The organism is Nevskia soli, from assembly GCF_903970205.1.
GTDB lineage: Bacteria > Acidobacteriota > Terriglobia > Bryobacterales > Bryobacteraceae > Bog-113.
This window is the reverse complement of sequence record NZ_CAJCHS010000438.1, coordinates 1-5,945: the sequence shown is the minus strand read 5'-3', so window position 1 is coordinate 5,945 and position 5,945 is coordinate 1. Positions and strand designations below refer to the sequence as shown.

Sequence of the window (5,945 nt, the reverse complement as noted above, 5' to 3'; positions counted from 1 at the left end):
GTCGCCAGCGGCACATGGCGCGCATCGATCCGAATCTGCGGGTTCAGGATGACGATGCGCTCCATCACATTGCGCAGCTCGCGAACATTCCCCGGCCAATGATACTCTTCGAGCGTTTCGTACGCCTGCGGCGTCATCTCTTTCGGCTTGCGTCCATATGCGCGCGTGAACTCCGCCAGAAAGTGATCGGCTAATAACGGGATATCTTCCGCCCGATCGCGCAGCGGCGGGACGTGGAAGGGAATCACGTTCAAGCGATAGAACAAGTCTTCCCGGAAGTTCCCGCGCTCGATCTCCAACTCCAGATTCTTGTTAGTAGCCGCGATCACGCGCGCATCCACCTTCACCGCTTCGTGCGCGCCCACCGGCTCCACGCGCTGCTCCTCCAGTGCGCGCAGCACTTTGGCCTGAGTCCGCAGACTCATATCGCCCACTTCATCGAGGAAAATCGTTCCGCCGTCGGCCTTCCGGAATTTTCCGGCTTTGGATTCGTGCGCGCCTCCAAAACTGCCTTTGGTATGTCCGAACAGCTCGCTCTCGATCAGTTCCTCGGGGATGGCCGCGCAGTTCACTTCGACGAACGGCTGCGACGCGCGCGCGCTCATGGCGTGGATCGCGTGGGCTACTAATTCCTTACCCACCCCGCTTTCGCCGTAGATCAGAACGCGCCCGTTGGTGGACGCCATCAACTGCATCTGCTGCCGCAGCGCGCGCATCGGCACACTTTCGCCGATGATCCGGTACTGGCGATTCGCGTCGCCGCGCAGTTGCGTGTTCTCGAGCTCCAGACGGCGGTGTGCGAGTGCGTTCTTAGTCACGATCGCGATCTTCTGAATCGTGAGCGGCTTCTCCAGAAAATCGAATGCGCCCAGCTTGGTCGCCCGCACGGCCGTATCGATCGATCCATGGCCGGAAATCATCACGACCACCGGCCGGTCGTCAAACGGGATTTCCTGAATCCGCGCCAGCGTATCGAGGCCGTCGAGCGTCGGCAGCCAGACATCCAGAAACGCCAGAGCAAAGCTTCTCCGCGACAGCAGATCGAGGCACTTCTCGCCGCTCTCAACGGTATCGACCTGGTAGCCATCGTCTTCCAGCACGCCCCGCAACGATTGCCGGATGCCCGGTTCGTCGTCGACAATCAGGATGCGCTCATTCATGCCGGCAGCGGCTCTTCGGCCGCCACTTCGACCAGCGCGGGAATCTCGATGGTGAACCGCGCGCCCACGGGCTGGTTATCCTCAACCCGAATCTGCGCGCCGTGATCGTTGGCGATATTGCTGACGATGGCGAGCCCCAAACCCGTGCCGCGTCCTTTAGTGGAGAAATACGGCATGAAGAGTTTTTCCTTCTGTTCGACCGTGATCCCGCAGCCGGTATCGGCCACAATCAGTTCGACCGTTCCGGCCGCGCCGGGTTGCGTGGCGACAAAGAGGGTCTTCACCAGCGAGTCCTGCATGGCTTCCGCCGCGTTGTCGATCAGGTTCACCACGGCACGTTTGAACTGCTCGCGATCGATCAGGACGGGCGGCAGTTCCGGCGCAAGGGCGACCTTGATGGCGATGTCCTGCAGGCGTCCGGAGAAGATGGCCAGCGCGCTTTCGACCACTTCGTTGAGATCGCCCCGCGCCAGTTGTGCCGCCGGAAATTGGGAGAGCTGCGAAAATTCATCCACCAGCGACTTCACGGATTGCACTTCGCTGGCGATAATCTCGGTGCATTCCTGAACGATGTGCGCCGTTTCGGAAGGAAGCCGGACGCGTCCCAAATGCCGGGCGATGCGTTCGGCCGAGAGCGCGATTGGCGTGAGTGGATTCTTAATCTCGTGCGCCACGCGCCGCGCGACTTCGTTCCACGCGGAAGCCTTCTGTGCGCGCAGAATGTCCGTCGTATCTTCGATCACCACGACAAACCCCGAACTCCGCCTCTTCTCCAACGCGGATACCGTGACCACCAGGCTCTTCTGGCGCCCCGGGCGGCTCTCGAACTGCTCCGTGGCCAGGCCCATGCGGCGGGCGCGGTTCATCAGGTAACGAATTTCCGTCTCCTCTTCGCGGGCGAACAAGTCTTCGATCTGGCGCGCCTGTTCGACCACCTCGACGGAGAAGATGTCTTTGAGCGAGTGGTTCGTGCGTTGAATCCAACCGCTGGGCCCGATGGAAACCACGCCGCTGGGGATGCTTTCGAGAATCGCTTCGGTAAACCGGCGGCGCGCTTCCAGTTCCTTGCTGTTGGCCTCCAGTTCTTCCGTCATCTGGTTGAACCCGCGCACCAGGCTGGCCAGTTCATCGATCGCCTTCACGCGCACGCGGTATTGCAAATTGCCTTTGCTGACCTGATGCGCCGCGTCAATCAGCGCGGCAATCGGTACGCTGATCTGCCTTGCCAAAAACAACGCAATCCAGGTCGCGACGAACAGGATGAAGACGGCGATCAGGAACAGGGTCAGAATCGATGTCTGCCGGATATATTTCTGGTTGCCCGCCAGCGCCGCGTAATCGCGGTTGTACTTGTCGATCAGGCGCTGCTTGGCCGCGACATCGAGCGGCATCATCGAGGCGACCGCGACCGTGCCCACCAGCTTGCCGCCGATATAGACCGGCGCGCGGGCGACGGCCACATCCGAGCGGTTCGCCGAAGGAATCCGGCCCGAGGCGACGGACGGCGTCGTCGAATCGTTCAAATAGAGCGCCGCCGAAGATATGTTCTGATCGACGCAGAAGCGCGACAGAAAATCGGGCGGAGCACCCAACCCGCTCAACAGCAGCCGCGTCTCCGGCATCGAAGCGAGCAGCGCCGCCTGCGCCTGGACCTTGTCGCGCATCTCGCGATTGAGCGCTTCGTTGACCTCGCGCAAGATGGACTGTTCGGCTTCGACCGGCTTCATGAACCACTTCGCCAGATTGCGGTTCATCACCTCAACCGAATACACCACCATGAAGAACACCGGCATGAAACTCAATGCCAGCGCGCCGATGACGAGCTTCGTCTTGATGCGCGATCCCTCGCGCCCGCTGCGGCGTTCCACCAGCAGCTTCACGCCAGTGCGCACCAGCATGAAGCCGAGGGTGACCATCGCGAGGAAAATCAGCAGCGATAGCGCCCAGAATAAAAGCGTTTGCCCCGGGCCGGAAGGCGCCGGATCGACCGTGAACGATCCCTGCCAGATCACCAGCGCGCTCAGCATCAGCAGCATGGCGATGGCGATTCCGTAAATGATGCGCTTCCGCATGGAGTTAGGTTTGAGCGACAGTCTGGCGCAGCTGCTGCGCGCAGATGCGGCTCGCTTCCAGTTTGTCGCCGTTCGGTCCGGTCCAGTGCGTTTCCAGGTTGATGTCGCCGGTATATTTCGCCTGACAGAGCGCCTGAATCTGCTCGCGCCATCCGACGTCACCGGCCCCGAAGGCCACCCACTGCGGCAGCCCATCCACGACGCGGCAATCCTTGGCATGCACGTGCGCGATGCGCTCAACCGGCAATAAATCGAGGCCCCCCGATTCGGGTGATTCACCCGCGACCAGCGCATTGGCCGGGTCCCACACGATCTTCAGATTGGGATGATCCAGAGCGGCCAGCACCCGTGCCGCCTCGCGCGTCGTCGCGATATTGCAGGCATGCTCGTTTTCGAGTCCGATGGTCAGGCCCGCATCGGAGGCCTGTTCCGCCAGGTCCATCAGCAGATCCACCACGCGCTCGAACACCGCCTCCGGCTGCGCCGTTCGCCAAAACGAAAACACGCGCACGATCCCGGCGCCGCACCGATGCGCGATGTCAAAGGCACGGTTGGTCAACCGCGCCTGATCGGCAAAGTCATACGCCGCGTTGAACACATCGCGCTCGAATCGCCGGTCCAACGGGGCATCGCCCGGCAGCACGCATTTGAACAGCGGGGAAGCAATCGAATCGATCGCCAGCCCCTGTTTCGAAAAGATCGCCAGTGCGCGGTCCAGCTCGCTGTCATTCAGATCGAGGATGTTGCGGCCCCACAGGACGCGCAGTTCGGCGGTTTCGAGACCCGAGGCCCGCATCGCCGCCGCTGCGATTTCCGGGTCGGGCGAAAACTCGTCGGTAATCGCGCCCAGCCTCATCGCATGCGTTCCAGTTTTCGGTACAGCGTCTTGCGTTCGATGCCGAGTATCTGCGCAGCGCGGCTCTTGTTGCCGCCGGTCGCCGCCAGCACGCGCCGGATCTGCTCGGCTTCGGTATCGGCCAGCGACTCGCCGGCTTCCTGCGCTTCACTGTCGCGAATGGCATCCAGGACAGCTTCGCTGTCGATGCGTCCCTGCGGCGCCAGAATCGTCAGCCGTTCAATCAGATGCTGTAGCTGCCGCACGTTCCCCGGCCACATCTGCTCCTGCAGCGTCTTCACGCCGGAATCGGTCAGGATCACGCCGCGGTCGTAGCGCGCGTTATAGACGCCCAGGAAAAACTGCGCGAGTAGCGCAACGTCGGCGCGCCGTTCGCGTAGCGGCGGCACGCGAACCCGCACGACGTTCAAACGGAACCACAGGTCTTCGCGGAACCGGCCCTCTTCCACCATCTGCTGCAGGTCGCGGTTGGTGGCCGCGACCACGCGAACGTCCACCGCCTTCGGCCGGGACGCGCCGACCGGCCGCACCTCGCGCTCCTGCAAAAATCGCAGCAGCTTCAACTGAAAACTGAGATCGATGTCGCCGATTTCATCGAGGAACACCGTTCCGCGATTGGCCGATTCAATCACACCGATGCGATCGCGATCGGCGCCCGTGAACGCGCCGCGCATCGCTCCAAACAACTCGCTTTCAAGTAAGGAAGACGCGATGGCGCCGCAATCCACCGGCACGAACGGCATCGACACACGCCGGCTGAACTGATGCACCATGCGCGCGATCATCTCCTTGCCGGTACCCGTTTCGCCTTCGATCAACACGGTCGCGTCGGTCGGCGCCACGCGCGACACCGTCTTGTAGACATCGATCATGGCCGAAGAGGCCCCGATCATTTCGGTGGTCGGCATCGGCTCGGTCTCGAAGGGGTCGTCGATCCCTTCGCGGCTCGCTTCCGCCCGCTTCACGGTTTCGAGGATGCGATCCAGTTCAAACGGTTTGGCTATATAGTCGAACACACCGCCGCGCGTCGCCGCCATCACGGTTTCCATGGTGCCTCGCGCCGTCATCAGGATCACGGAGCAGTCCGGATCTTTGGTCCGCGCCGCATCCAGGACATCGAGACCGGTTCGGTCGTCGACATAGATATCGGAGATCACGATCGGGTAGTCGTCGCGCTTGAGGCGATCGAGTGCTTCTCTGGTGCTCGAGACGGCGTCCACCGCATAGCCTTCCAGTTCGAGGAAGGTGCTTATCGTGTTCCGCACACTGGCATCATCTTCCACTACGAGCAGGCGCTGCGTTTCCATAGCTTATTTACTATTGTCCGCCACTCAAAGGCAAGACTAAAGTGAATCTTGATCCTTTGCCGGGCGTGGAGTCCACCAGAATGGACCCGCCGTGCTGCGCGACGATCTGTTCCACGATGGAAAGTCCGATGCCGGTTCCCGCCTCACCGGTCTGCTCGGCCTTCTTCGTCCGGTAGAAGCGCTCGAACACGCGACGCACCTCGTGCTTATCCATTCCGATTCCCTGATCTTCCACCCAAAGCCGCACGGCGCCGCGCGCTTCGGAGCCTGACACCGTGACGCGCGTTTCCGGGGGCGAGTATTTCACCGCATTGGTCAGCAGGTTATACACGGCGTATTCCATGAGTTCGCGGTCGCCCGTCAGGTCGGAAAGAGGGACGTTCTCCATCGCGATGTCGATGTTCTTGCGCTGGGCGATGGGACGGACGCGCACGACACACTGGTCGACCAGTTCCCAGGCCGCGAACCGGTCGCGCTTCAGGTCCATCTCGCCTGCGGAAAGACGCTCGACGTTGAGGAAGGTCTCGATCATGCGCGCCAGCCGCTTCGA

At 61.9% G+C, this 5,945-nt stretch carries 5 protein-coding genes; all 5 read right to left on the bottom strand.

What is annotated here, in order from left to right:
* Positions 1 to 1,160: sigma-54-dependent transcriptional regulator (locus H1Y01_RS18775; RefSeq protein WP_180542288.1), on the bottom strand; the 1,160-nt coding region annotated here is incomplete at its 3' end.
* On the bottom strand, positions 1,157 to 3,232 hold the full coding sequence (locus H1Y01_RS18770; RefSeq protein ID WP_180542286.1) for a sensor histidine kinase: 2,076 nt from the start codon (positions 3,230 to 3,232) through the stop codon (positions 1,157 to 1,159). The genes H1Y01_RS18775 and H1Y01_RS18770, both read right to left, overlap by 4 nt.
* 4 nt (positions 3,233 to 3,236) lie before the next feature.
* A complete protein-coding gene (locus H1Y01_RS18765; protein WP_180542284.1) occupies positions 3,237 to 4,088 on the bottom strand; it encodes a sugar phosphate isomerase/epimerase family protein in 852 nt (283 codons plus the stop codon).
* A complete protein-coding gene (locus H1Y01_RS18760) occupies positions 4,085 to 5,395 on the bottom strand; it encodes a sigma-54-dependent transcriptional regulator (protein WP_180542283.1) in 1,311 nt (436 codons plus the stop codon). Before H1Y01_RS18760 ends, H1Y01_RS18765 begins: the two co-directional genes overlap by 4 nt.
* A 10-nt stretch (positions 5,396 to 5,405) precedes the next feature.
* Positions 5,406 to 5,945 (bottom strand): sensor histidine kinase (locus tag H1Y01_RS18755; RefSeq protein WP_180542281.1); only part of this gene is annotated, 540 nt, incomplete at its 5' end.

Coding starts and splice junctions, on each gene's coding strand:
- H1Y01_RS18770 (WP_180542286.1), bottom strand. CDS start 3,232: ATGCGGAAGCGCATCATTTACGGAATCGCCATCGCCATGCTGCTGATG.
- H1Y01_RS18765 (WP_180542284.1), bottom strand. CDS start 4,088: ATGAGGCTGGGCGCGATTACCGACGAGTTTTCGCCCGACCCGGAAATC.
- H1Y01_RS18760 (WP_180542283.1), bottom strand. CDS start 5,395: ATGGAAACGCAGCGCCTGCTCGTAGTGGAAGATGATGCCAGTGTGCGG.